Raw genomic sequence first — 21,409 nt, forward strand, 5'->3', positions numbered from 1 at the left:
TCCGGGGTCGGCGGTGAAGGCGCCGCGGGTCCTCCCGTGGGGCAGACATTCCGGGCGTCCGCGCTCGCCGGGGTGCCATAAGCTCGCGGGCATGACGAAATGGGAGTACGCCACCGTGCCGCTGCTGGTCCACGCGACGAAGCAGATCCTCGACAACTGGGGCGAGGACGGATGGGAGCTGGTCCAGGTCGTGCCAGGCCCCAACCCGGAGAACGTCGTGGCCTACCTGAAGCGAGAGAAGGCGTGACCACTCCGGAGGACCGGCTCGCCCAGCTGGGTGTCCAGCTGCCTGCCGTCGCCGCCCCGGTCGCGGCGTACGTGCCGGCGGTCCGGACCGGCAACCACGTCCACACCTCGGGCCAGCTGCCGATGTCGGAGGGCAAGCTCCTGGCGACCGGCAAGGTCGGCGCCGAGGTGAGCCCGGACGACGCGGTCGCCCTCGCCCGCCAGGCCGCGCTCAACGCGCTCGCGGCCGTCCGCGCGGAGATCGGCGAGCTGTCCGCGGTGACCCGGATCGTGAAGGTCGTGGTGTTCGTCGCCAGCGCACCAGACTTCACCGGTCAGCCGCAGGTGGCCAACGGTGCCTCGGAGTTGCTGGGTGCGGCGTTCGGTGACGCCGGCCGGCACGCCCGTAGCGCGGTCGGTGTGGCCGTCCTCCCACTCGACGCGCCGGTCGAGGTCGAACTCGTCGTCGAGACGGCCTAGCCCCGTGGACCTTCGCCGATGAGCGTTCCCTACGACGGATCGATCCGGAGCGTGCCGGCGCCGCTCGTCGAACGGGCCCGCCGGCTCGCGGCCGGCGAGCTCACCCCGGTGCGGCCACGCCACGCCTCCACGGTGGTCCTGCTTCGCGACGGAGCCGACGGGCTGGAGGCGTACGTCCTGCGCCGGCACACCTCGATGGCGTTCGCCGCGGGGATGTACGCGTTCCCCGGTGGCTCCGCCGACGCCCGGGACGCCGAGGCGACGGTGGGGTGGGTCGGCCCGACGGCCGCCGAGTGGGCCGAGCGGCTCGGCTTCGGTGCGGAGCCGACGGCGCGGGCGTCGGTCTGCGCCGCCGTCCGCGAGACGTTCGAGGAGTCCGGGGTCCTGCTCGCCGGCCCCGACGCCGACACGGTGGTCGCCGACACGACCGGTGACGACTGGGAGCAGGACCGGATGGCGCTGCTCGGGCGCGTCCTGCCCTTCGGTGAGCTCCTGGAACGCCGGGGCCTGCTGCTGCGGTCGGACCTGCTCGCGCCGTGGGACCACTGGATCACCCCGCGGGTCGAGGAACGCCGCTTCGACACCCGCTTCTTCCTCGCCGCGCTGCCCGCGGGCCAGCACACCAGGGACGTGTCCGGCGAGGCAGACCGGGTGGCGTGGATGCGCCCCTCGGAGGCGCTGGCCTCGGTCGAGCGCGGGGAGATGCGGATGCTTCCCCCGACCTACCTCACGCTGGCGTCCCTGGCCGGGTTGCCGGACGTGCGGAGCGCGTTGGCGGCGGCGACGAGTCGGACCATCCGGCCGGTGATGCCGGCGGTCCGGCTCGCCGGGGACGGTGCGGAGTGGGTCCTTCCCGGCGACGAGTCCGGCGCGGGCGACATCGGCACGGGCGGAGCCTCCGGGGTCGGCGGGAGCGAGAGCGGCCCGGCGGCGCAGGACGAGGGAGTACTGCGATGAGCACGATGCCCGCCTGGACCGGAGGACAGGTCGGTGCGCGCGCCGTCTGCGTGGTGGCGCCGAACCCGGGGCCGATGACCCTCGACGGCACCAACACCTGGGTGCTGTTCGCTTCCGATGGTCCGCTGGCGGTCGTCGTCGACCCGGGCCCCGCGGTCGAGGCGCATCTACGCCGGGTGCTCGACGTGGTCGAGTCCCGTGGCGCCCGGGTCGCCGAGGCGGTGCTCACCCACGGGCACGCCGACCACTCCGAGGGGGCGCGGCGGTTCGCGGAACTCGCCGGCGCTCCGGTGCGCGCGGTCGATCCGGCGTACCGGGTCGGCGGCGACGGCCTGCGCGACGGGGACGTCGTGGCGGCGGGTGACCTGGAGCTCAAGGTGGTCCTGACGCCCGGGCACACCGCCGACTCGGTGTCGCTGCTGCTCCCGGCGGAGCGGGCGCTGCTCACCGGCGACACGGTGCTCGGCCGGGGCACGACCGTGGTGGCCCATCCCGATGGTGCCCTCGGGCCCTACCTCGGTTCGCTGCGGCTGCTCCGTGCGGTGGTCGTCGAGGAGGACGTACGCCTGCTGCTGCCTGGTCACGGTCCGGTGCTGGAGGAGCCGGTGCGGGTCCTGGACGAGTACCTCGCCCACCGGGCCGAGCGTCTGGAACAGGTCCGGGCCGCGCTGCGCGCAGGGGCGCGAACCCCGTGGGACGTGGTGGAGCGGGTCTACGCCGAGGTCGACCCGGTGCTCTGGCCCGCCGCGGAGCAGAGCGTCCGGGCGCAACTGGACTACCTCGAGACCGAGAAGAAGCCCTCGTCCTGACGGACCGGTGGCCGGTGAGCCGGGGTGGGTCCGGTGGACCCCGCGGCCCTGGGTGCGGCCCCGATGATCATGATCGTGCCCCGACCGGCTCGACCGCCTCGACGCGGCGATGGACCCGTCGGTCGGGCAGCCGGTGGGGACGGACGGCTCAGCGAGCCCGGTTGGTGAGGCGTTCGACGTCGAGGATGACGACGGCCCGCTGCTCGAGCCGGATCCAGCCCCGGTGGGCGAAGTCGGCGAGCGCCTTGTTGACCGTCTCCCGCGAGGCGCCCACGAGTTGGGCGAGCTCCTCCTGGGTCAGGTCGTGGTGGACGTGGACGCCGCCTTCGGTGGCCTTCCCGAACCGCCGGGCGAGGTCGAGCAGCGCCTTGGCGACGCGGCCCGGTACGTCCGAGAAGACCAGATCGGCGACCGCGTCGTTCAGGCCCCGCAGCCGGGAGGCCAGCTGGTGCAGCAGGCCCTGGGCGACCTCGGGTCGGCCGGTCAGCCAGGTCATCAGCTGCTCGTGGCCGAGGGCCAGCAGGGCGGCGTCGGTGACGGCGGTGACGGTCGAGGAACGCGGGCCGGGGTCGAAGACCGAGAGCTCGCCGAACATCTGACCGGGCCCGAGGACGGACAGGAGGTTCTCCCGCCCGTCGGAGGACGTACGGCCCATCTTGACCTTGCCGTCGATCACGACGTACAGCTCGTCCCCGATGTCACCCTCGTGGAACAGGGCGTCGCCACGACGCAGTCGAATCTCGCGCATCGCGGAGCGCAGCGCCGTCGACGCGGCATCATCCAGGCCCGCGAACAGCGGTGCTTGCCGCAGCACGTCGTTCACTCGGTGATCCTCCTCGGGGGAACCGGCACGATGCCGGTCGCCGTCTTAGTGTGCCGCGCCACAACACGATCACGGTAGCGAGGCCACGTAGGCTGACCGCGTGACACCTCCATCCGCCGCAACCGCCCGCTCCTCGGCAAGCCGCTCGACCACCCGGTCTGCCAAGTCCGCCGCCCGGCCCAAGGCCGCCAAGTCGACCGCCAAGTCCGCGGCCTCCTCGACCTCCGCTGCCGCGGAATCCGGCCAGGCCGCGAAGAGCACGGGCAAGTGGGCCAAGGAGACCCGCCTGGGGCTGGTCCGTCGGGCCCGGCGGATCAACCGGGTGCTGGCCGAAACCTATCCCGACGCGCACTGTGAGCTGGACTTCGACAATGCGTTCCAGCTCCTCGTCGCCACGATCCTGTCCGCCCAGACGACGGACAAGCGGGTCAATATGGTCACTCCGGAGCTTTTCGCGACCTACCCCACGGCCGCCGACCTCGCCGCCGCCAACCCCGAGGACGTCGAGCGGATCGTCCAGTCGACCGGGTTCTTCCGGGCCAAAACCAAGTCGATCATGGGCATGGCCCATGCGCTGGTGGAGCGATACTCCGGCGAGGTGCCGCCCAAGCTGAAGGAGCTCGTCACGCTCCCGGGTGTGGGGCGCAAGACCGCCAACGTCGTTCTGGGCAACGCGTTCGGCGTCCCCGGCATCACCGTCGACACCCACTTCCAGCGGTTGTCCCGGCGGTTCGGGTGGACCACCGAGACCGACCCGGTGAAGATCGAGACCGAGATCGGCACGCTCGTCCAGAAGAGCGAGTGGACCGACCTGTCCCAGCGACTCATCTGGCACGGACGCCGGCGCTGTCACGCCCGCCGGCCCGCGTGCGGAGCCTGTCCCGTTGCCCCGTTGTGTCCCTCCTACGGCGAAGGTCCGACCGATCCCAAGGTCGCCGCCAAGCTCGTGCGGAGCGAAGCGGAGGCACTGGACGCGCAATGAGGGCTGGTCACGGGAGAAGGTGGACGGCCTATGCCGTGGCGGGTGTCGCACTCGCCCTGCTGACCGCCGGGTGCGGCGGCGGGTCCGAGGTCGCCGGGGTGGGTCCCCGAGTGACCGAGACGGCGCCCGCGAAGGGTGACGCCGACTCGTCCGCCGCCACGACCGCTCTCGACAGCCCGAAGATCGCCGACCTGCGCGCGCGGGCCCGACTCGCGTCCTGTCCTGGCCCGGAGCGGGGGAGTGCCGGACAGGCCGCCGGAGAACAGTCCGCGACCGATGAGCGACAGGCTGTCGTCGGTGCTGACGCTTCACGTCGCCCGCTCCCGGACGTGACCCTCGCCTGCCTCGGATCCGGTCCCGACGTCGCGCTCGGGCAGCTGAAGGGCCCGGCCGTCCTCAACCTGTGGGCCCAGTGGTGCCCGCCGTGCCGGAAGGAGGCGCCGCACTTCCAGGCCCTGCACGAGCAGGCCGGCGACCAGCTTCTGGTGCTCGGCATCGACTACGACGACCCGCGCCCCGACCTCGCCCTCGCGCTCGCCGCGGATCTCGGGCTGCGCTATCCGCAAGTCGTCGATGCCGACAAGAAACTCTTGGCGCCGTTCGGGATGTTTGTGGGCCTTCCCGCGACCGTGTTCGTCGACGCGGACGGCCGGATCGCGCATGTCGTCCACCGACCGTACCGATCCGAGCAGCAGCTGCGGCAGGACGTGCGAACCTACCTGGGGGTGACGTGGTGAGGACGCAGGACAGCCAGGATGCCGGTCGCGGCGATCAGGCCGGCTCTGGCCGGTACACCGGATACGTGGAGAACGCCGGCCTCGTACGGGTTGCCACGGTGGCGAAGGTTTCGTCCGGACGGGCCGGGTTCGAGCGGGCCGGGGTTGCCGGATGAGCGCCCGGCCGGCCGAGGACGCCGCACTCCAGTCCGAGCCCAGCTTCGACCCGACCGGCCTGCCCGAGTGGCTCGAGCCCGTCGCGGAGCTGGCCAGGACCGTCCGCCCCACCGACTTCGCCCGCGAGCTGCCCCCCGATGGTGGCGGTCGGGCGTCCGCCGTCATGCTGCTGTTCGGTGAAGGACCGCAAGGGCCCGACATCCTGCTCATCGAGCGGGCCCACACGATGCGCTCGCACGCCGGTCAGCCGGCCTTTCCCGGAGGCGGGATCGACCCGACCGACGCCGGACCGGCCAGTGCGGCGCTCCGGGAGACGGTCGAGGAGACCGGCCTGGACCCGACCGGAGTCCAGGTGTTCGGGCGGCTGCCCAACCTGTACCTCCCACCGTCCGGGTACCTCGTGACGCCGGTACTCGGCTGGTGGCACACACCCTCCCCCGTCCGCGTCGTCGACACCGCGGAGGTGGCCTCGGTTCACCGGGTCCCGTTGGAGACGCTGGTGGCACCGCGGAACCGGCTCCGGGTCCGCCATCCTTCAGGATTCGTCGGTCCGGCGTTCGCGGTGGCGGGACTGATCGTCTGGGGGTTCACCGGCGGCATCCTCGACCGGCTGATCGCCCTCGCCGGCTGGGAACGCCCCTGGGACCAGGAACGCGTCGAAGAGCTGCCCGCTCACCTGGCCGCGCTCGCCCGTCCGCCGCGGAGGTCCTCGTGAACGTCCTGGACATCGTCTTGATCCTGGTCGCGATCGGGTACGCCGTCGCGGGATTCCGGCAGGGGTTCGTGACCGGCGTGCTCGGCATGGCCGGGCTGATCGGCGGCGGGATCGCGGGTGCGGCGCTCGCGCCCGCGATCCTCAACCAGTTCGTCCCGAGTGTGACGGTCTCACTGGCCGCGCTCGGTGTCGTCCTCGTCGGCGCGCTGCTCGGTCAGGCCCTCGGTGCCGCGGTCGGCAACGCCCTCCGGTCCCACCTGACCTGGGCTCCCGTGCACGCGGTGGACGCGACCGCGGGTGCCGCGCTGAGCGTGGTGGCCATGTTGGTGGTCGCCTGGATTCTCGGGTCGGCGGTCGCCAACGCCCAGCTCGGCAACGTGTCCAGGACGGTCCGTTCGTCGCAGGTGCTGGCGACGGTCAACAGCATCATGCCGAGGTTCGGCGAGCAGGCCCTGCAGGCGTTCAGCCGGGTCGTCGACCCGGGCCTCTTCCCGCGCTACCTCGAGCCGTTCGCGACCGAGCGGATCGCTCCGGCTCAGCCGCCGACCTCGGGGGTGCTCGCCGATCCGGACATCGAACGGGCCGGGCGCAGCGTCGTCCGGGTGACCGGTGTGTCTCTGCAGTGCTCGAGGTCCCTGGAGGGATCCGGAGTCGTCTACGCGCGCGACCGTGTGATGACCAACGCCCACGTCGTGGCCGGCGTCTCCGATCCGCAGGTGCAGGGCCGTGACGGCCGCACCTACGACGCGGAGGTCGTGCGGTACGACCCCGACGAGGACGTCGCGATCCTCGCCGTCCCCGATCTGCCGCTCGAGCCGGTACCCCTGCAGCAGGGTGCGGAGCCCGGTGACGAGGGCGCCGTCCTCGGCTATCCGGGCAACGGACCCTTCACCGCCGGCGCGGCACGGGTCCGGGCGGAGCAGCGGCTGCGGGGCCCCGACATCTACGGCGACCGTCAGGTGGTCCGCGAGGTCTTCTCGCTCTACGCCACGGTCCGCCCCGGCAACTCCGGCGGACCGCTGGTCTCGCCCGAGGGTACGGTCACCGGGCTCGTCTTCGCCGCGTCGGTGGAGGACGGGCAGACCGGCTACGCGCTGACCGCGGACGAGGTGCTCGACGAGGCGCGGGCCGGCATCGGTGCCAGCGAGCCGGTGTCCACCGGAGGTTGCGCCTGAGGTGCGTGTGCCTCAGGCGTCCTCGAGCCAGGACACCAGCTCCTTGGTGAAGGCGTCCGGTGCCTCCTCGTGCGGGAAGTGCCCGACGCCGTCCAGCAGCCGCCAGCGGTAGGAGCCGGCGACGTACTCCGCCGATCCTTCCGCGGTCGAGGGCAGGACGGACGTGTCGAGCAGCCCGTGGAGCTGCAGGACCCGCTGGGTGACCGGGCGCTTCATCATGGAGACGAACCGGCGGCCGTCGGAGCGGAACGCCGCCCGGACCAGCCAGCGGTAGTACTCCATCGCGCAGTGCGGCGCGGGCCACAACTGCATCGCACTGCGGTAGCGGCGAGACGCCTCCGGGTCGGGGAAGGCCGAACCCGGTGCGGACCAACGTCGCAGGAGTTCCTCGACGAGCGCGCCGTCGTTGGCGACCAGCCGGCGTTCGGGGCGCAGCGGGGTCTGGAACGCCAGCACGTGCGCGGCCGACCGTAGCTGCTGGCCATCGCGGAACGCCGCCCGCCGGAGCCGGAGCGGGTGGGGTGCGCCGACCACGGCGAGCCGGCTCACCTGTCGGGGGTGCAGCGCGGCGGTCGCCCAGGCGACGTAGCCGCCCCAGCCGTGTCCGACGAGGACGGCGTCCGGGTGACCCAGGGAGCGGACCAGTCCGGCGACGTCGCCGGCGAGGGTCACCGGGTCGTAGCCGCGGGGCGTCTTGTCGCTACCGCCGTACCCTCGCAGGTCCATCGCGACGGCGCGGTAGCCCAGGTCGGCGAGGGCCGGCAGTTGGTGGCGCCAGGCCCACCAGAACTCTGGGAACCCGTGCAGGAAGAGCACCAGTGGACCAGTGCCGGTCTCGGCGACGTGGAAGCGCGCTCCGTTGGCCGCGACCCACCGATGGGTCCACGGCCCGTCGATCTCGACGGCTCCCCCAGCTTGGGCGCTCATGTCCCCACTGTCCCATAGCGGACAGGCAGCCGCCGCACCGAAGACCCGTGTCCAGGGAGACACCCGGGGAGTCCCCTACCTGGCTCAGGGACGCCCTCACGGTCCGTCGGCCGGGGGATCCGGAGGGGGTTGGGGGCGGGCCGGGGTGCGAGGGAACCGGGGCGCGGAGCCCGGCGCCGGTGCGTGACGATCAGGTACGCCGCGTGAGCTCCCGGCCGGTGTCGCTGCCGCTGGTCTTTCCCCGCGCGAGCATGGCCTTGGTCTCCTCGATCGAACGCTTGGTGCGCTCCGGACCCCGGATCTTGGTCATGGCCCGCTTGCCGACCAGGGCGAGGATCGCGGCCACGATGAGGTAGACGCCGCCGACGATGACGAAGCCGAGAACTGGGTGCAACCCTGCCGCCACCAGACCGAACGCCGCGGCGACCGAGAGCATCAGGAATGCGACATAGGCGAGGAATCCCGCCGCGCCGAACATGCCCGCGCCCTTGCCCGCTTCGGCCGCGCTCTCCTTGAGTTCGGTCTTGGCGAGTTCGATCTCGCCCCGGATCAGCGCGGAGAGGTCTCGACTCGCGTCCGAGACGAGCTGGCCGATGGACCGCTCGTCCGGTACGGAGGTCGCGGCCTCCGGAACGGGCACCGTGTCGTCCTGCGCAGCCATGATCGCTCCTCGCGTTGCCGATGACCCGCCCTGCCGGTGACTCGCGGCGAGCCCTGGGTTCTCGGGGTCTCGGGGTTGTCCGTACCCACGGCGATCTTGGGCCATGCACCGCCGGGTCGCAACGACGGCGCACCGTCGGCCGTCGATCCACTCGATCCGCTCGACCGGGGTCATCCGGTTGCGGTCCGGTCCTCGGAGCCCCGGGCGCGCTGTCGGAAGCGGAGGAGGAGTACGGCGACCAGCGCGGCGAGCAGCGAGGCGACCAGGATGCCGGTCTTCACGTGCGTGACCCGCTCGGCATCGCCAGCGAACGCCAGATCGGCGATGAGCAGCGCCACGGTGAAGCCGATCCCGGCGAGGACGGAGACCGCCAGCACGTCCCGCCACCCCAGGTCGGGGTTGAGCTCGGCGTGGGTGAACCGTGCCGTGAGCCAGGCTCCACCGAAGACGCCGATGGTCTTGCCGAGCACCAGCCCGACGATCACGCCGACCGCGGCCGCGTCGGTGACCGTCGCGCCGAGGGCGGACCAGCTCACCGGCACGCCCGCGGCGAACAGGGCGAAGAGCGGTACGGCGAGACCGGCCGACAGCGGCCGCAGCCGGTGCTCCAGGCGTTCGGCGGGGGAGGTCGGCTCGTCCGGATCGGGCCGGACCCGGGTGAGCAGGCCCAGCGCCACGCCCGCGACGGTCGCGTGGATGCCGCTCTCGTACATGCACCACCAGGTCGCGACACCGAGCGGTACATAGATCCACGGTGTGCGGACCCGGCGGTTCTGGAGGACGGCGTAGACACCGAGCAGGACCACCGCCAGTGCCAGCGGCAGTAGATCGAGGTGTGCGGTGAAGAACACGGCGATGACGGTGATCGCGCCGAGGTCGTCGACGACGGCCAAGGTGAGCAGGAACGCACGCAGCGCCGGCGGGAGAGCCGACCCGGCGACCGCGAGCACGGCGAGCGCGAACGCGATGTCGGTCGCGGTCGGCGTCGCCCAGCCGGCCAGCGCGACCCGGTCACCCGATCCCAGGACGACGCCGGTGAACAGGACCGCCGGCACGACCATCCCGGCCAGCGCGGCGACCACCGGGACCAGGGCCAGTGCCGGCCGATGCAGCGATCCGGTGACGAGTTCGCGCTTGAGTTCGAGCCCGGCGACGTAGAAGAACACCGCGAGCAGACCGTCGGACGCCCACTGCTCCACCGACAGCGGTCCGAGCTGGAGGTGTCGCAGGTGCTCGTAACTGGCGTTCCAGGGTGAACTCGCCCACACCAACGCGATGACGGCGGCCGCGAGAAGGAGGGCTCCGCCGACGGTCTCCTGGCGCAGGACGTCGCCCAGGAAGGTCCGTTCGGCGCCGGTCTGGGCGGGAAAGACGAGCCGGTGAGGTCGAGCGGTGCGGCGGCGCGCCATGGGAAAACCCCTCGCTGGTTGGGGAAAGGGCACCCGTCGTGGTGGGTCCCTTGTTGACTCGCCGACCAGGCTTCCCGGCGCACCAGGGCCGACCTTACCGGGTCGGCTCGCCTTCCCGCCGGAGTCGACGGCGCTGGCGGTCGACCTCGTAGAAGACGACCGTGGCGGCGACCGCGGCGTTCAGCGAGCTCGCCGTACCGCCGGTGGGTATCCGGACGATCTCGTCGCAGGCGTCCCGCCACGCCACGCTCATGCCGCGGGTCTCGTTGCCCACCACGAGCAGGGTTGGCCCGGTGAGATCGGCGGCGTCGACCTCGACCGAGCCGCTCTCGTCGGTGCCGAGGATCCGCATCGGTACGCCGCCCGCCCGCAGGTCGTCGACCCAGTCCAGGACGTCGCGTGGCGCCGCCGCCCGAACCGTCGGCACCGCGAAGAGCGAACCCGTGCTGGCTCGGACGGCCTTGGGGTCGTAGACGTCCGCGGCGTGTCCGGTGACCACGACGCCGCAGGCACCGAAGGCGTCCGCCGAGCGCACGAGGGTGCCGACGTTGCCCGGGTTGGTGGGGCGGTCGAAGACGACGCCCAGCCCGTTGGCGGGAACGTCGATCCGGTCGAGCCGGTCGGGTGGGATCGCCGCGACGGCGACCAGCTCCGGGGGTTCGTCGGACTTCTCGCCGAGTTCGCGCAGGAGTTCGGATGTGACCTCGACCTGCTCCGCGTCGGGTTGCTCGGTCCGGACCTGGTCCATCAGCTGGTGCGCCCAGGCCGACAGTGAGGCGTCGGCGGGTCGCAGCAGTGCCCGCAGCGGCCAGCCATGCTCGACCGCGAGCGTGATCGGTCGTACCCCGTGGACGAGGAACTCGCCCTGGTGGGTGCGCTTGGTGCGGTTCTGCAGGAGCGCCTGCCACTGCTGGAAGCGGGCGTTGCGGGTGGCGACCCGGTTGCCCGTTGGTCCGGGGCGGTGGGGGCGGTGGCTGTGGCTGGACCGGCTGGACACAGTCGTCGATGCTGGCACATCGCCTGTCGTCGGTCCGGACGTGTACCGGGCGGGTCGGCGACCTCGATGCCCAGGTGGCTGGTGAGCGGCGCCGAGGAGCCCGGGAGGGATGGGGCGGATGGGAGGGATGGGCGATCGAGCGGCCCAGCCGTGACGTTCGGATGAATTCTGCCGTCGTCGTGCGGGCGAGTAGTGGCCCCGCGAGATGCGGCAGCGGCGCTTCCCCGTCCGCAAGGACGTCTTGACGCGACAGGAAGGTCGCAGGTGAAGGGGAGAAGTGTCGACGCAGCGTCGGTGCGCGGTCACACTTCATGTCCGGGTAAGCCCAAGACGCCGGTCATCGCAGAGTGGTTTGACCGGCTCACAGAATGCGTCGGGGCACTGGTGGTTACGGGAGGACGGTGGCTAGGATCTCACGCACGCCACCGCGGTGTGAGCATTTTCCGCGTTTGGGCGTGGCAGATGCTCACCGGCACCATGCCAGAGCGCCGACGCTGTTCGATGCGCGGGGCGTCTGGATCGTTGCCGCCGTCTTACGCAGAGGACGAGTGCACATGAGTGAGACGACCACCGGCGCCTTCCGTCTGGTGCGCCGGGGCTACGAACCCACCCAGGTCGACCACAAGGTCCGCCAGCTGACCGAGGCTGTCGACGCCGCGCGGCGCCAGTCGGTCGATCTGGCCCGGCGCGTGGAGGAGCTGGAGGCCAACGAAGCCAAGCGGAGCAATGAGCCCAAGTCCTCCGAGCCCTCGTTCTCCGAGTTCGGCGAGCGCATCGGCCGCATCCTCGCGCTGGCCGAGGAAGAGGCCGGCGACCTCCGTTCGGTCGCCGCCGCCCAGGCCGACGAGGTGCGCCAGGAGGCGCAGCAGGCCGCGGTCGAGATCCGCAAGGAGGCCGAACGCTACGCCGCCGGGAAGCGCAAGGAAGGCGAGGCCGAGGCGAGCGAGATCCTCGATGAGGCGAAGGAGAAGTCCGCCGAGATCGTCGACGCGGCCGAGCACGACGCGACGGCCCGTCGGGAGGAGGCCGAGGCGGTCTTCGAGCAGCAGCGCGCCAAGGCGGCCCAGGCGGCCGCCGACCTCGAGAAGACCCTCGCGCAGCGCCGGGAGCGGGCCGAGCAGGACCTCGTGGAGCGCACCTCGGCCGCCGAGCAGCACCTCGCGGCCGTGCTCGAGCGTTCCGAGCAGACCCACGCCGAGGCCGAGCGCGCCCACTCCGAGGCGATCCAGAAGGCCGAGCGCGCCGTCGACGAGGCTCAGCGCAAGGCGCACGACATCGTGTCCGAGGCCAAGACCCGCGCCGACCGGATCCGCAGCGAGTCCGATCGCGAACTGAAGGCGCTGACGCAGCGCCGCGACAGCATCAACGCCCAGCTGTCCAACGTCCGGCAGATGCTCGCCACCCTCTCGGGCACCGACCCGGCCGCGCTGCTCGGCGCGGCGGCGCTCGGTGGAGACGCGGCGAACAAGGAGTCCTGAGCCCTACGCAGTCCGAACACGCGAGACAGGGGAGGGGTCACCGGTTCTCCGGTGGCCCCTCCTTCGTCGCCTCTCCTTCGTTCACTCCGCCTCGGGGGTACGAGCCAGGCGGGAAGCCGAGGCGTAAAACGGCGGTGACTCGGGCGGCCTTGGTCGAGTACCGTCGCGTCGGTGAGCAGCGACCAGGCGCCCTACGTCCTCTCGGTCAACGTGGGTGGGCCCAAGCCCAATCCCCACAAGGACACCGACTCGACCGGCATCGACAAGCTTCCGGTCAGCGAGGCGGTCGAGGTGCGTGCACCCGGGCCCAAACACGGTGGCCTCGGTAGTGGTGTGGTCGGCGACTTCATCGGCGACCGGCGCCACCACGGCGGCGACGACCAGGCGGTCTACGCCTACGCGCGGGAGGACCTCGACTGGTGGGAACGCCAACTCGGCCGTACCTTCCGGTCGGGGTCGTTCGGGGAGAACCTCACCTCCACGGGCCTGGACGTCACCGGCGCCCGGATCGGTGAGCGCTGGCGGATCGGCTCCACACTCGTCCTCGAGGTCTCCGTTCCACGCATCCCGTGCTCGACGTTCGCGGGTTGGTTGAGCGAGCGGGGGTGGATCAAGACGTTCGTACGAACCGCGATCCCCGGCGCCTACCTTCGCGTGGTGACCCCCGGCCCGATGCGCGCCGGCGACGAGGTGACCGTCCTCGAGCGTCCCGACCACGACGTCACGGTGGGGTTGACGTTCCGCGCGGTGACCCTGGAGCCTGAGCTACTGCCCCGGCTCCTGGTCGCCGTCGCGCTGCCGGCAGAGTTGCGCGAGCGTGCCGTACGCCGGCAGACGTTCGACCTCGATGACGCACCCGACGCGGCCGCCACGTAGGGCCCCGGCCTGGCCGCCTGCTCCGTTCCCTGATGCACCCGGAGGTACGTGATGGCGCGGGGCGTCCTCATAGCCGAGAGCCTGCGCGCCGACGCCGACCTCGACCGACTGGACCTCTCCGTCGACCGCATCTGGCGCAGCGACGCAGGTGTCGAGGGCGCCGGCCAGCCCCTTCGGTGGACCCTGCTGCGTTTCTCCGTGCCCGATGATGGTGCGCAGGCTCTCGCCGAACGCCTCGCCGGGGCACTCGACGTGGGCGCTTGGTACGTCGACTTCAGCACCGCGGAGGAGACCTTCGTCGTCTACGCCGGCAGGGTCTTCCGTTATCCCCGGGGCGACATGGCGGGTCGCGCGGCGGCGGCTGAGCACGGCCGAGCGGTCGGTGTGCCGGAGGAACAACTCGACTGGCCGGTCTAGGTCTAGGTCCAGGCGCCCGGCACAAGGGCCTGTCTCAGTGCGGCTGGGCGGCCGCGACGCCGAGGACGAAGGCGGCGCCGACGAGGACGACCAGGGCGTACGCCGCGCGCCGGAAGCGGGCGAGGAGCGCGGGGCGTTCCTCGGCGAGAGCGAACAGCCGGCGCGGCCACAGCCGCCAGGAGACGTGGGCGAACACGAGGGTCGCGACCAGGAGCAGGGCGGCCTTGACAGCGTAGAAGGGAAGTCGGCTGCCCGCCCGCGGATCCGTCAGGACCAGCGCCACGCCGGTGATGGCGAGGACCCCGATCATCGCGACCACCTTCCACCGGTTGCCGCTCGCCATCGTGGTGAGGAACGCTTCCCGGCCGTCGTCGTCCCGACCGAAGAACCGCGCGGCCTTCGGCGTGACGACGAACAGGCTGTAGAGCATGCCGCCGAGCCAGCCGGCGGCGACCGCGGCGTGGACGAGGACCAGCGCGAGCCTCATCGCCTCACTGTGGCAGAAGGGATCCGGCCCGCGACGTTGGTCGCTGTCCTCTATCGGTCGGTGTCACGACCGGCCCCGCGCGGCGAAAGCCGAGGTCACTCCACGCGGTGACATCTTCACAACCAGCGCGGAACGCTGGTGACATCCGTCCGCAACATCCTCGCTGAACTGTTGGCGCGTGTCCGGTCCGGCCTTGTGACAAAGGCGTCTCGCCCAACCGGAACAGGCGCGTTCGTCGATCGACAGGAGTGGCGGATGAGAACAGGCGGGACACGTCGGGACTTCCTCAAGGCTGTCGGTGTTGCCGGTGGGGCCGGCGTTCTGTACGAGACGATGGGTGCGCTCGGCCTGGCGCCGACACCCGCACAGGCCGCTGTCACCGACTTCGCGGCCCCGACGGCCGCGGACTTCACGTTGACCGGACGGTCGGCGAAGAAGGTCGTCATCCTCGGTGCCGGCATCGCGGGCCTCGCCACGGCGTACGAGCTGGGCAAGGCGGGTTACCGCTGCCAGATCCTGGAGGCCAAGGACCGACCCGGCGGACGGAACTGGACCGTACGCGGGGGCACGGAGCTTCGTGACCTGGACGGTCAGTACCAGAAGGCGAGGTTCTCCGAAGGCCAGTACATGAACGCGGGACCGGGCCGCGTCGCCCAGTCGATGGTTACCCTCGACTACTGCCGCGAACTCGGTGTCGCGCTGGAGACCTTCGTCAACCAGAACGCCGACGCCTACATCTTCAACGAGAACGCCGGCCCGATGAGCGGCAGGCCCACCCGGTGGCGAACCGCGAAGACCGACGTCTACGGCTACGTCTCCGAACTGTTGTCGAAGGCGACGGACCGGGGCGCCCTCGACGCCGAACTCAGCGCCGATGACAAGGAGAGGTTGCTCGCGTTCCTGCGCAGCTTCGGTGCGATCGGCAACAAGTCGCAGGGATTCGCCTACACGGGCTCGGATCGCCGCGGCTACTCCGTCGAGCCGGGCGCGGCCGACGAGGCGGGCACCGTCCTCGGCCCCGCCCCGTCGATGACCGAGGTGCTGGCGAGTGCGTACGGGCAGCGGTTCTCCTTCGAACTCGGCTACGACCAGGCGATGATGATGCTGCAGCCCGTCGGCGGCATGGACCGCATCGCCTACGCCCTCGCCAAGGCGGTCGGGACGCCGCGCATCTCCTACAACTCGGAGGTCCGCCGCATCACCGATCTCCCCGACGGGGTGGAGGTGACCTACCGCGACGCGCACGGCCGCGAACGCGTCGAGCGGGCCGACTTCTGTGTGGCCGCTCTGCCGCCCCACGTCCTCGCGAAGATTCCGCACAACCTCGGGACGGCGGTGACGTCGGCCCTCGCGTACCCGGTCCCGAACTCCGTCGGGAAGATCGGGCTCGAGTACAAGAGCCGCTGGTGGGAGGAGCGGGACCGCATCTACGGCGGGATCACACCGACCGACATGGACCTGGACAACATCTGGTACCCGTCGTACGGCTTCCACGGCAAGCGGGGCACGGTCATCGGCTACTACAACACCGGTGCGCACGCCCAGGTGTACAGCCAGCTGAGCCCCGCCGAGCGGACGGCCCGCGCGGTCGCGCAGGGCGTGAAGATCCACGGTGACGTCTACCGCACCGAACTGGCCACGTCGTTCTCCGTCGCCTGGCACCGGACGCCCTACATCGAGGGTGGCTGGGTCTCGTGGCCGTCGCGGACCTCCGGCGAGTACGACCTGCTCAACCGGCCGGCCGGACGCGTCTACTTCGCGGGCGACTGGCTGAGCTACTTCATCGCCTGGCAGGCGGGCGCGTTCGACTCCGCCCGCAAGGTCGTCACCGACCTGCACCAGCGGGTGATGACGTCCTGACCGGCAGGAGATGAACCGAGGCTGGGTGGCGGCGTGCTCGACGGGACTCAGGTCAGGTCGAGCACGGCCTTCCCGGCCACCTGGCGACCCAGGAGCGCCTCGATCGCTTCGGTGACGCGATCCCAACCTCCCCGCCAGCCGACCTGCGGGTCGAGCTTGCCGTGGGCGATGAGGTCGATGAGGTAGCCCAGGTCGCGGCCGAGGCCCGCCCCCATGATGAAGCCCTCGAGCCGCCGCCTGGGCCCGACCGTGGAGTACGGCGGGAAGACCGTCGGCTCACCGGAGGTGGCGCCGATCGACTGGAGGGAGCCGCCCTCGCCGAGCAGGCTGAAGGCGCGCGCGAGACCGGGGCCACCCACGTTGTCGATGACGCCGTGCAGGGGCCCCTCCACGGTGTCCAGCCCGACGACCACCTCGGCGGCACCGAGTTCGGCGAGGCCGGCGCCCCGCTCGGGACGGCCGACGCTGGCGATCACCTCGGCGCCCGCCAGCGCCGCGATCTGGACCGCGAACCGCCCGACGCCGCCGGACGCTCCGGTGACCAGCACGCGCTCGCCGCCGACGAAGCCGAACCGCCGGATCGCCCGCAGCGCGGTGACGCCGGCGACCGGCAGCGCGCTGGCCGCGCCGAGCTCGACGGACTCGGGTACGACGGCGATCTCGCTGGTGTCGACGGCCCGGCGTTCGGCCCAGGCTCCGGAGGGCCCGAACGTCACGACGCGACTGCCGGCCCGCGGCCCGGAACCGTCGGCGGCCGCCTCGGCGACGATCCCGGCGGCGTCCCAGCCCGGCACCGTGCCGGCCGGTTGGGACCCGACGGAGCCGAGTTCGCCGTAGTTGAGTGAGAAGGCGCGTACGTCGACAAGCGCCTGGGAACGGTCCGCGCGGGGGTCCGGTGCCTCACCGAGGCGGAGACCGGAGGGAGCGGACTGGTCGACCACGAGTGCACGCATAGAGACCAGCGTTCCCCGGGACCGGTTTTTGTGCCAGCCCCGGGAAACTCCGTTGGTCTCAGTCGTCGTCGCCCGAAGCGCCCGGCTTGGAGAGATTGGTGCGGATGAGCTCCATCACCGAGGAGTCGGTCAACGTCGTGACGTCGCCGAGCTCGCGGTTTTCGGCGACGTCACGCAGCAGCCGCCGCATGATCTTGCCCGACCGGGTCTTCGGCAGCTCGTCGACGACCAGGATCTGCCGCGGCTTCGCGATCGGACCGATCTCGGAGGCCACGTGGTCGCGAAGCTCCTTGACGACCGCGTCGCCACCGCTGGCGGCCGACCCGCGCATGATCACGAACGCGACCACGGCCTGACCGGTGGTCGGGTCGTTCGCGCCGACCACGGCGGCCTCGGCCACCTTCGGGTGGGAGACCAGCGCCGACTCGATCTCCGTCGTGGACAGCCGGTGACCGGAGACGTTCATGACGTCGTCGACCCGGCCGAGCAGCCAGATGTCGCCGTCGTCGTCCTTCTTCGCGCCGTCGCCGGCGAAGTAGCGGCCCTGGAAGCGCGACCAGTAGGTGTCGACGTAGCGCTGGTCGTCACCCCACAGCGTGCGCAGCATCGCCGGCCAGGGCTCGGTGATCACGAGGTAGCCGCCGGAGCCGTTGGGCACCGGGTTACCGGCGTCGTCGACCACCTCCGCGGCGATACCGGGCAGCGCCTTCATCGCCGCGCCGGGCTTGCCCTCCGTCACACCCGGCAGCGGGCTGATCATCAGGGCGCCCGTCTCGGTCTGCCACCAAGTGTCGACGACCGGGGTGCGGTCACCACCGATGTGGGTGCGGTACCAGACGTAGGCCTCGGGGTTGATCGGCTCACCGACGCTGCCGAGCACCCGCAGCGAGGTGAGGTCGAACTCCGCCGGGATCTGCTCGCCCCACTTCATGAACGTGCGGATCGCGGTGGGCGCGCAGTAGAGGATGGTGACGCCGTACTTCGCGATGAGCTCCCACCAGCGACCCTGGTGCGGAGTGTCCGGCGTCCCCTCGTACATCACGCTGGTCACGCCGTTGGCGAGCGGGCCGTAGACGATGTAGGAGTGGCCGGTGACCCAGCCGATGTCGGCGGCCGTCCAGAAGATGTCGGTCTCCGGCTTGATGTCGAAGACGCCCCAGTGGGTCCAGGCGACCTGGGTGAGGTAGCCGCCGGTGGTGTGCAGGATGCCCTTCGGCTTCCCGGTGGTGCCGCTCGTGTACATCACGTAGAGCGGGTGCTCCGCGTCGAAGAACTCCGGCGTGTGCTGGTCGCTCTGCCTGTCGACGACGTCGTGCCACCACAGGTCACGGCCGTCCTTCCACTCGACGTCCTGCGACGTGCGCTTCACCACGAGCACGTTGCGGACGTCGGGGCACTCGGCGAGCGCCTGGTCAACCTGCGGCTTGAGCGCGCTGGGGGCGCCACGGCGGTAGCCGCCGTCGGAGGTGATCACGATCCGGGCGTCGCAGTCCTGGATCCGGTCGCGCAGCGCGGTCGCGGAGAAGCCACCGAAGACCACGGTGTGCGGTGCGCCGATCCGGGCGCAGGCGAGCATCGCGACGACGGTCTCGGGGATCATCGGCATGTAGATGGCGACCCGGTCGCCGGTCTGGACGCCGAGTTCGATCAACGCGTTGGCGGCCTTGGAGACCTCGCGCTGCAGGTCGGCGTAGGTGATCGTGCGGGTGTCGCCCGGCTCACCCTCCCAGTGGTAGGCGACCTTGTCGCCGTTGCCGGCCTCGACGTGGCGGTCGACGCAGTTGTAGGCCGCGTTGAGCCGGCCGCCGACGAACCACTTGGCGAAGGGCGCGTTGCTCCAGTCGAGCGCCTGGTCCCATTCCTGGTCCCAGTGCAGGCGCCGCGCCTGGCGTTCCCAGAAGGCGACCCGGTCGGCGCTGGCCTCGCCATAGGTGTCGGCCGTGACGTTGGCAGCAGCCGCGAGCTCGGCTGGCGGTGCGAACCGGCGATCCTCTCGCAGGAGGTTCGAGAGTGCTTCGCTCACGGGGGAACCCCTTCCTGTGTGTGGTCGGTCGCTTCGTAACGAGCTGTCCCGCGACCTTCATCCGCAGGACTGACCCTAGCCTTGGGCCGTTTTCGTCCGGGACAACGGTTGCACGGGCGAGATTGGCCTGTACCGGCCGCGCGGCTCAGACACCGCGCGGCGGTACGGGCTGTGACAGCTCGGACGACGCTCAGTGTCGGGTGGCCGCCTCCGCACCCGCACCCGTGAGCGCGCGGACCTCGAGTTCGTCGTATCGGCGCTCGGAGTCGGTGTCACGGCCGAGGACGGTCCCGAGCCAGCCGAGCAGGAAGCCGAGCGGGATCGAGACGATGCCCGGGTTCTCCAGCGGGAACCACGCGAAGTCGACCCCGAGCGGGAACAACGAAGCACTCGTCCCGTCGGCGGCCACCTTGCCGGAGACGACCGGCGAGAAGAACACCAGCAGGATGGCGCTGGCGAGCCCGCCGTAGATGCTCCAGACCGCACCCCGGGTGTTGAACCGGCGCCAGAACAGGTTGTAGATGATCGCCGGCAGGTTGGCCGAGGCCGCCACCGCGAACGCCAGCGCCACCAGGAACGCGACGTTGAGTCCCTGCGAGGGGATCGCGAGGGCGATGGCGACCGCGCCGATCAGCACCGCGGCCACCCGGGCGACCCGGACCTCCTGCCGCTCGGTGGCCTGCCCGCGCCGGAAGACGTGGGCGTAGATGTCGTGGGCGAACGACGAGGCCGAGGTGAGGGTCAGTCCGGCGACCACCGCGAGGATGGTCGCGAACGCCACCGCGGCGATCAGCGCGAGCAGCACCGCTCCGCCGGTCGTTCCCGCTCCACCGCCGGCCGCCTGCGCCAGCAGCGGCGCGGCCACGTTGCCCGCCGACGCGGCCACCTGCGAGCCGGGGCCGGTGTCGAGCAGCGCCGCCGCGCCGAATCCGAGCACCAAGGTCATCAGGTAGAAGGCGCCGATGATGCCGATCGCCCACTGCACCGAGGAGCGCGCGGCCCGCGAGGTCGGGACGGTGTAGAAGCGGATCAGGATGTGCGGCAGCCCGGCCGTGCCGAGGACGAGCGCCAGCCCGAGGGAGAGGAAATCGATCTTGGAGGTGAGGGTCTGGCCGTACTTCAGGCCCGGCTCGATGAAGGCCTGCCCCTTCCCACTCCGGTCGGCCGCGGCGCCAAGCAGGTCGGAGAGGTTGAAGCCGAACTTCCACAAGACGATGCCGGAGATGAGGATGGTGCCGCCCATGAGCAAGATCGCCTTGACGATCTGCACCCACGTCGTTCCCTTCATGCCTCCGACCGTGACGTAGAAGATCATCAGCGCGCCGACGAGCACGATGGTGAGGTTCTTGGCCGTGTCGCCGCTCACGTTGAGCAGTAGCGCGACGAGCGAACCCGCGCCCACCATCTGCGCGAGCAGATAGAAGACGGAGACGCCGAGCGTGGACACCGCGGCGGCGGTGCGCACCGGGCGCTGGCGCATGCGGTAGGCGAGCTGGTCGGCGAGAGTGAACCGGCCGGAGTTGCGCAGGAGTTCGGCCACCAGCATCAACGCGACCAGCCACGCGACCAGGAAGCCGATCGAATAGAGAAATCCGTCGTAGCCGGAAAGCGCGATCGCGCCGGTGATGCCGAGGAAGGACGCGGCCGACATGTAGTCACCTGAGATGGCCATGCCGTTCTGGAAACCGGAGAAGGACCGGCCGGCCGCGTAGTAGTCGGCGGCGGTCTTGTTCTGCCGGCTCGCCACCAGGGTGACGTACAACGTCACCGCCACGACGGCGAGGAACAACACCAGGGTGAGCGTCCGGTGGTCGGAACCCTGTGCCGCGGCGGCGAGATGCGGTGTCGCGATCGTGCTCATTGGTTCACCGCCTTCTCGTAGCGGGCGTTGAGTTCGGTGGCCACCGGGTCGAGGCGGCGGCGCGCGTGCCGGCTGTAGAGGAAGGCGATGACGAACGTCGAGAGGAACTGCAAGAGCCCGAAGACGAGTGCGACGTTGATCTTGCCCGCGACCTTCGTGCTCATGAATCCGGGCGCCCAGTTGGCGCAGACGACGTAGAGCAGATACCAGGCGAGGAACGCGATCGTCCAGGGAAAGGCGAAAGCGCGGTGGCGCCTGCGGAGCCCGCGGAACTCTTCGCTGCGAGCGATCCCGGCGTAGGTCTCGTCCTGTCTGACCGTTGTGCGTTCGGCCACGTTGCCCACCTCCGCTGATGTCGACGGCATATGCGTACGACGCGTGACGGTGCTCACCGTAGAACG

General features: G+C 71.2%; 23 protein-coding genes. 13 read left to right on the top strand and 10 right to left on the bottom strand.

Annotated features, from left to right (window positions below):
- The first annotated feature begins 91 nt into the window (after window positions 1–91).
- The 4 genes from HEB94_RS15245 to HEB94_RS15260 are packed head-to-tail and all read left to right on the top strand — an operon-like array spanning window position 92 to window position 2,471.
- Window positions 92–247 (top strand): Sp36 family protein, encoded by a 156-nt coding sequence (locus HEB94_RS15245; protein ID WP_192750502.1) that lies wholly within the window; start codon window positions 92–94, stop codon window positions 245–247.
- On the top strand, window positions 244–705 hold the full coding sequence (locus HEB94_RS15250) for an Atu1372/SO_1960 family protein (RefSeq protein WP_192750503.1): 462 nt from the start codon (window positions 244–246) through the stop codon (window positions 703–705). Before HEB94_RS15245 ends, HEB94_RS15250 begins: the two co-directional genes overlap by 4 nt.
- Before the next feature lie 18 nt (window positions 706–723).
- Entirely contained in the window at window positions 724–1,662 is a 939-nt protein-coding gene (locus tag HEB94_RS15255; protein WP_192750504.1) for an NUDIX hydrolase, read from the top strand.
- The gene (locus tag HEB94_RS15260) at window positions 1,659–2,471 is read left to right on the top strand and encodes an MBL fold metallo-hydrolase (RefSeq protein WP_192750505.1); all 813 of its coding nucleotides are present in this window, start codon (window positions 1,659–1,661) and stop codon (window positions 2,469–2,471) included. The genes HEB94_RS15255 and HEB94_RS15260 overlap by 4 nt, the downstream gene beginning before the upstream one ends.
- Window positions 2,472–2,619: 148 nt before the next feature.
- Here HEB94_RS15260 and HEB94_RS15265 read toward each other — a convergent pair whose 3' ends face one another.
- Window positions 2,620–3,294, bottom strand: a complete 675-nt coding sequence (locus tag HEB94_RS15265; protein ID WP_192750506.1) for a cyclic nucleotide-binding domain-containing protein — start codon at window positions 3,292–3,294, stop codon at window positions 2,620–2,622.
- Window positions 3,295–3,586: 292 nt separating this feature from the next.
- On the opposite strand from HEB94_RS15265, the gene nth reads away from it, so the two are divergent.
- The 5 genes from nth to HEB94_RS15290 are packed head-to-tail and all read left to right on the top strand — an operon-like array spanning window position 3,587 to window position 7,059.
- Window positions 3,587–4,276, top strand: coding sequence for an endonuclease III (gene nth, locus HEB94_RS15270; protein WP_192756462.1), 690 nt, complete (start codon window positions 3,587–3,589; stop codon window positions 4,274–4,276).
- 35 nt (window positions 4,277–4,311) lie between these two features.
- The gene (locus HEB94_RS15275; RefSeq protein WP_337917696.1) at window positions 4,312–5,013 is read left to right on the top strand and encodes a TlpA family protein disulfide reductase; all 702 of its coding nucleotides are present in this window, start codon (window positions 4,312–4,314) and stop codon (window positions 5,011–5,013) included.
- Window positions 5,010–5,168, top strand: coding sequence for a hypothetical protein (locus HEB94_RS15280; protein WP_192750508.1), 159 nt, complete (start codon window positions 5,010–5,012; stop codon window positions 5,166–5,168). The genes HEB94_RS15275 and HEB94_RS15280 overlap by 4 nt, the downstream gene beginning before the upstream one ends.
- Window positions 5,165–5,884, top strand: a complete 720-nt coding sequence (locus tag HEB94_RS15285) for an NUDIX hydrolase (protein ID WP_192750509.1) — start codon at window positions 5,165–5,167, stop codon at window positions 5,882–5,884. Before HEB94_RS15280 ends, HEB94_RS15285 begins: the two co-directional genes overlap by 4 nt.
- A complete protein-coding gene (locus HEB94_RS15290; RefSeq protein WP_192750510.1) occupies window positions 5,881–7,059 on the top strand; it encodes a MarP family serine protease in 1,179 nt (392 codons plus the stop codon). Before HEB94_RS15285 ends, HEB94_RS15290 begins: the two co-directional genes overlap by 4 nt.
- Before the next feature lie 12 nt (window positions 7,060–7,071).
- Here HEB94_RS15290 and HEB94_RS15295 read toward each other — a convergent pair whose 3' ends face one another.
- The 4 genes from HEB94_RS15295 to HEB94_RS15310 form a co-directional block, all read right to left on the bottom strand.
- Complete coding sequence (locus HEB94_RS15295; RefSeq protein ID WP_192750511.1) at window positions 7,072–7,986, bottom strand: alpha/beta fold hydrolase; 915 nt, start codon at window positions 7,984–7,986, stop codon at window positions 7,072–7,074.
- Window positions 7,987–8,176: 190 nt separating this feature from the next.
- On the bottom strand, window positions 8,177–8,647 hold the full coding sequence (locus HEB94_RS15300; RefSeq protein ID WP_192750512.1) for a phage holin family protein: 471 nt from the start codon (window positions 8,645–8,647) through the stop codon (window positions 8,177–8,179).
- A 170-nt stretch (window positions 8,648–8,817) separates the two neighbouring features.
- On the bottom strand, window positions 8,818–10,056 hold the full coding sequence (nhaA, locus tag HEB94_RS15305) for a Na+/H+ antiporter NhaA (RefSeq protein WP_192750513.1): 1,239 nt from the start codon (window positions 10,054–10,056) through the stop codon (window positions 8,818–8,820).
- Window positions 10,057–10,150: 94 nt separating this feature from the next.
- A complete protein-coding gene (locus HEB94_RS15310) occupies window positions 10,151–11,053 on the bottom strand; it encodes a TrmH family RNA methyltransferase (RefSeq protein ID WP_192750514.1) in 903 nt (300 codons plus the stop codon).
- 554 nt (window positions 11,054–11,607) lie between these two features.
- Between HEB94_RS15310 and HEB94_RS15315 the strand changes: the two genes are divergently transcribed.
- The 3 genes from HEB94_RS15315 (at window position 11,608) to HEB94_RS15325 (ending at window position 13,824) form a co-directional block, all read left to right on the top strand.
- A complete protein-coding gene (locus tag HEB94_RS15315) occupies window positions 11,608–12,531 on the top strand; it encodes a coiled-coil domain-containing protein (RefSeq protein ID WP_192750515.1) in 924 nt (307 codons plus the stop codon).
- Between the two features lie 171 nt (window positions 12,532–12,702).
- Window positions 12,703–13,407 carry an MOSC domain-containing protein gene (locus tag HEB94_RS15320; protein ID WP_192750516.1) on the top strand — a complete coding sequence of 235 codons (705 nt, stop codon included), beginning with the start codon at window positions 12,703–12,705 and terminating at the stop codon, window positions 13,405–13,407.
- A 51-nt stretch (window positions 13,408–13,458) separates the two neighbouring features.
- On the top strand, window positions 13,459–13,824 hold the full coding sequence (locus tag HEB94_RS15325; protein ID WP_192750517.1) for a hypothetical protein: 366 nt from the start codon (window positions 13,459–13,461) through the stop codon (window positions 13,822–13,824).
- A 34-nt stretch (window positions 13,825–13,858) separates the two neighbouring features.
- Here HEB94_RS15325 and HEB94_RS15330 read toward each other — a convergent pair whose 3' ends face one another.
- Entirely contained in the window at window positions 13,859–14,311 is a 453-nt protein-coding gene (locus HEB94_RS15330) for a hypothetical protein (protein WP_192750518.1), read from the bottom strand.
- Between the two features lie 255 nt (window positions 14,312–14,566).
- Here HEB94_RS15330 and HEB94_RS15335 point away from each other — a divergent pair, with 255 nt between their 5' ends.
- Window positions 14,567–16,171, top strand: a complete 1,605-nt coding sequence (locus HEB94_RS15335; RefSeq protein ID WP_192750519.1) for a flavin monoamine oxidase family protein — start codon at window positions 14,567–14,569, stop codon at window positions 16,169–16,171.
- 47 nt (window positions 16,172–16,218) lie between these two features.
- Here the strand turns inward: HEB94_RS15335 and HEB94_RS15340 are convergent, their stop codons facing one another.
- From HEB94_RS15340 to HEB94_RS15355, 4 genes are all read right to left on the bottom strand, one after another.
- A complete protein-coding gene (locus tag HEB94_RS15340; protein ID WP_192750520.1) occupies window positions 16,219–17,124 on the bottom strand; it encodes a zinc-binding dehydrogenase in 906 nt (301 codons plus the stop codon).
- A 58-nt stretch (window positions 17,125–17,182) separates the two neighbouring features.
- On the bottom strand, window positions 17,183–19,147 hold the full coding sequence (acs, locus tag HEB94_RS15345) for an acetate--CoA ligase (protein WP_192750521.1): 1,965 nt from the start codon (window positions 19,145–19,147) through the stop codon (window positions 17,183–17,185).
- A 190-nt stretch (window positions 19,148–19,337) separates the two neighbouring features.
- Complete coding sequence (locus tag HEB94_RS15350) at window positions 19,338–21,008, bottom strand: solute symporter family protein (RefSeq protein WP_192750522.1); 1,671 nt, start codon at window positions 21,006–21,008, stop codon at window positions 19,338–19,340.
- On the bottom strand, window positions 21,005–21,343 hold the full coding sequence (locus HEB94_RS15355; RefSeq protein WP_337917699.1) for a DUF485 domain-containing protein: 339 nt from the start codon (window positions 21,341–21,343) through the stop codon (window positions 21,005–21,007). The genes HEB94_RS15350 and HEB94_RS15355 overlap by 4 nt, the downstream gene beginning before the upstream one ends.
- Between the last annotated feature and the right edge of the window lie 66 nt (window positions 21,344–21,409).

The organism is Actinopolymorpha pittospori (assembly GCF_014873875.1).
Taxonomy (GTDB): Bacteria; Actinomycetota; Actinomycetes; order Propionibacteriales; family Actinopolymorphaceae; genus Actinopolymorpha; species Actinopolymorpha pittospori.

Excerpts from the sequence above, each read along its gene's own strand:
- HEB94_RS15245 (WP_192750502.1), top strand. The coding sequence starts at position 92 with ATGACGAAATGGGAGTACGCCACCGTGCCGCTGCTGGTCCACGCGACG.
- HEB94_RS15260 (WP_192750505.1), top strand. The coding sequence starts at position 1,659 with ATGAGCACGATGCCCGCCTGGACCGGAGGACAGGTCGGTGCGCGCGCC.
- HEB94_RS15285 (WP_192750509.1), top strand. The coding sequence starts at position 5,165 with ATGAGCGCCCGGCCGGCCGAGGACGCCGCACTCCAGTCCGAGCCCAGC.
- HEB94_RS15325 (WP_192750517.1), top strand. The coding sequence starts at position 13,459 with ATGGCGCGGGGCGTCCTCATAGCCGAGAGCCTGCGCGCCGACGCCGAC.
- HEB94_RS15335 (WP_192750519.1), top strand. The coding sequence starts at position 14,567 with ATGAGAACAGGCGGGACACGTCGGGACTTCCTCAAGGCTGTCGGTGTT.
- HEB94_RS15350 (WP_192750522.1), bottom strand. The coding sequence starts at position 21,008 with ATGAGCACGATCGCGACACCGCATCTCGCCGCCGCGGCACAGGGTTCC.
- HEB94_RS15340 (WP_192750520.1), bottom strand. The coding sequence starts at position 17,124 with ATGCGTGCACTCGTGGTCGACCAGTCCGCTCCCTCCGGTCTCCGCCTC.
- HEB94_RS15295 (WP_192750511.1), bottom strand. The coding sequence starts at position 7,986 with ATGAGCGCCCAAGCTGGGGGAGCCGTCGAGATCGACGGGCCGTGGACC.
- HEB94_RS15330 (WP_192750518.1), bottom strand. The coding sequence starts at position 14,311 with ATGAGGCTCGCGCTGGTCCTCGTCCACGCCGCGGTCGCCGCCGGCTGG.
- HEB94_RS15300 (WP_192750512.1), bottom strand. The coding sequence starts at position 8,647 with ATGGCTGCGCAGGACGACACGGTGCCCGTTCCGGAGGCCGCGACCTCC.
- HEB94_RS15315 (WP_192750515.1), top strand. The coding sequence starts at position 11,608 with ATGAGTGAGACGACCACCGGCGCCTTCCGTCTGGTGCGCCGGGGCTAC.
- HEB94_RS15255 (WP_192750504.1), top strand. The coding sequence starts at position 724 with ATGAGCGTTCCCTACGACGGATCGATCCGGAGCGTGCCGGCGCCGCTC.
- nhaA (WP_192750513.1), bottom strand. The coding sequence starts at position 10,056 with ATGGCGCGCCGCCGCACCGCTCGACCTCACCGGCTCGTCTTTCCCGCC.